The 3,072-nt window shown below is 64.0% G+C and carries 3 protein-coding genes; all 3 read left to right on the top strand.

Annotation, left to right across the window (positions count from 1 at the left end; translation table 11 throughout):
* Positions 1 to 165: 165 nt before the first annotated feature.
* Positions 166 to 840: a response regulator transcription factor gene (locus ACJWXQ_RS12540; protein WP_346052849.1), complete on the top strand. Its 675-nt coding sequence runs from the start codon at positions 166 to 168 to the stop codon at positions 838 to 840.
* Entirely contained in the window at positions 837 to 2,057 is a 1,221-nt protein-coding gene (locus tag ACJWXQ_RS12535) for a HAMP domain-containing sensor histidine kinase (protein WP_346052851.1), read from the top strand. Before ACJWXQ_RS12540 ends, ACJWXQ_RS12535 begins: the two co-directional genes overlap by 4 nt.
* A gap of 100 nt (positions 2,058 to 2,157) precedes the next feature.
* A complete protein-coding gene (locus ACJWXQ_RS12530) occupies positions 2,158 to 2,979 on the top strand; it encodes a sulfotransferase (protein ID WP_346052853.1) in 822 nt (273 codons plus the stop codon).
* Positions 2,980 to 3,072: the final 93 nt, after the last annotated feature.

Here is a 3,072-nt window from a genome sequence, read left to right as displayed (position 1 = left end):
CCTTGTAAACAACGCTACGGCACACTCAACCCCCAACCCCATCGAAGGGCCCTCCCCCTTGCCGCCAACCGGCGGGAAGGGGGAGACGGAGGGGGATCACAAGGCCTCCAATCCCGCCCAGGAGCCGGTAGAATCACCCCCAAACGCCCATGCCCGGAGGTCACCGTGCTCATCCTCGTCGTCGAAGACAATCGGGAAATCCTCGCCAACCTGGTCGACTACCTCGAAGACCGGGGCTGCGAAGTCGAGGCGGCCATGGGACGCCGGGAAGCCGAACACATCGCCCGGCAACAACCCCTGGACGCCGTCGTGCTCGATCTCAACCTGCCCGATGGCGACGGACTGGACGTCTGCCGCTTCCTGCGTGAAAGCGACAACAACGCCGCCACCCCGGTACTCATGCTCACCGCCCGGGACCAGCTGCCGCAAAAACTCGCGGGCTTTGAAGCCGGCAGCGACGACTACCTGGTCAAACCCTTCGCTCTGGCCGAAGTCTGGGCGCGGCTGCAGGCGCTGGCACGCCGCCAACACAGCCCTGATCGCCAACGACTCCAGCGCCCGGGCTTCGACATGGACCTGGAACGGCGGCGGCTGTTTCTCAACGATCAAGAGGTCGAACTGTCACCCACCGGCTGGAAGATCCTGGCCACCCTGGCCGCCCGTCCCGGCGAAGTAGTCTCCCGCCAAAGCCTGGAGCAGGCCATCTGGGGCAAGGACATCCCCGACCAGGACGTCCTGCGCAGCCACATCTACCAGCTGCGCCAGGCCGCCGAGCAAGCCGGTGCCAGACAGCTGATCGAAACCCTGCCCCGGGTCGGCTACCGGCTTCGACTGCCATGAGCCGACCCGGCACCCTCCAGCGCAGAGTCACCCGGGTCTTCGCCCTGACCGGATTGCTCGTCGCCGTGGTGGTGTCGGTCAGCACGTTCATGCTCGCCGAGCGTTACGACGACTACGAAATCCAGAGCCTGATCCATATTGAAATGCAGCGTCTGCTGGAGGCCGATACCCGGGGGACATACCAGGCCAAGCCGCTGGCCAGTTTCCTCAACGACAACCCACGACCCCATCCGCGCCTGCCTGCCGACCTGCACGAGCTGGACAACGGCCTGCACTGGCTCGAACAACGACAGCCCCCGGTCGTGGTCATGATCCAGGCGGACGATGCTCGGCACCGGGCCGTGGTCTATGACCTGGCCGAGGAGAAGTTGCGGGAGATCCAGCTCATGGGCCTGTTGATCATCCAGGCTATGCTGATCGTGCTGGTGACCACCCTTTGCGGCCACTGGCTGGGCCGGCGGGCGCTGGGACCGGTGCGAAAGCTCGCCCGGGCGGTCGCCAATCTTGACCCGGAATCCGAACGGCCCGGGGATATCGACGTCCGTCGTTATCCGGCCGACGAGGTGGGGGAACTGGCCGAGGACGTGGCCCGCTATCATCGGCGCCTGATCGAACTGCTCAACCACCAGCGCCGCTTCGCCAGTTTCGCCAGCCATGAGCTACGCACCCCGCTCACCGGTCTGCGGAGCTCGCTGGAACTGCTGAGCGAACGCTTGACAACGGACCAGACCAGAGAGCAGGAACTGGTGGCCCGCATGCAGCGTTCACTCAGCAACATGGAAGAGCTGATCGAGTTCTTCATTGCATTGCGCAAGCAACACCTGCTACCCCACCAGCATACTGATCGGCTGGAAACCGTCGTACGTAAGACCATCGAGGCCGAACAACCCTGGCTCATGGACCGACAAGTGGAGACGGAGGTGACCGTCATCAGCGATGGGCCGGTGGCCGTGGATGAACGCATACTGACCGTGATTCTCTGCAATCTCCTGCGCAACGCCTTCCAGCACGGTACTGCCGGTCGAATCGGGATTCGGCTGGCCCATGGCGAGATCCGGATCGAAAACCGGGTTTCGCCGAAGGCCCGACACCCCGAGCCTGGGATCGGCCTTGAGATCGTCCGGACCCTGGCGGAGGCGGCCGGGCTGACATTCCATCAGGCATCACATTCCGGCAAGCACATCAACCGTGCCACCCTGCTTCTACCCCGCGCCTGAGCGGGATTCATCCTGGTTTCACGCCGCCTTCACGCTGTCTTCACACCCGCTTCGCTAGTCTCCGCGCGTTCTGGCGTAACTCGCCCACGCGGAGACTGTCATGAAGGTGATCTACATCCTCGGCCTCGGCCACAGCGGCACCACCCTGCTAAGCCGCATGCTCGGCACCCATTCGGCCATCGTCGCCGGCGGCGGCTCCAAGAACGTGCCGCTCTTCCTGCGCGGCGAAAAGGACTGCGCCTGTGGCGCCACCTGCCTGGCCGAGTGCGATTTCTGGCAGCGGGTGGACGAAGAACTCCGCCAGCGCGGCACCGCCCTGGACAAGCTCGACTTCGGCTATGGCAAGCAATCCGACCCATTCCTGGTGCGCGCCTACTACGAATCCATCGGCGCCGCGGCCGGTGCCAGCGCCGTGGTCGATACCGCCCGGCGGGTGTCCTATCTGCGCTCCCTGGAACACGTGGACGGCATTGAGCTGATCCCGGTGCATATCTTCAAGGACCCCCGTGCCCAGGCAGCCTCCTCCAAGCGCAAGGGCGCGACCGTGTTCAACGGCATCTGGAACTACGCCAACCGCAGCCGGCGCGTGCTGGATCTTGACGACAAAGGCCACGATATCACCCACATCGCCTATGAGGACCTCTGCACCCGGCCCCAGGAACAGCTCCAGCGCGTGCTGGACCGGGTGGGGCTGGAAGTGGAAAGCGCCCAGTACGAAGCCATCGGCAGCCGCGAAAACCATGTCCTCGGCGGCAACCGCCAGTTGCGGGGCGAAGCGGTCAAGATCCGCCTGGATGAATCCTGGCGCCAGCGGCTGAGCAAGACCGAAAAGACGCTCGTTCGACTGGCCAACCGGGGTATCTGGACCCGCAACATGCGCGCCGCCGGGCATGACAAGCCGACCATGTCCAGTGACGACTGAGGAACCTCTGAATCGATCTTAGGAACCTCTGATTAATATTAATCAGAGGTTCCTAAGATCGATTCAGAGGTTCCTCAGTCGTCACTGGACATG

The organism is Natronospira sp., assembly GCF_007134575.1.
GTDB classification, from domain to species: domain Bacteria; phylum Pseudomonadota; class Gammaproteobacteria; order Natronospirales; family Natronospiraceae; genus Natronospira; species Natronospira elongata.
This window is presented reverse-complemented; position numbering and strand designations above follow the sequence as displayed.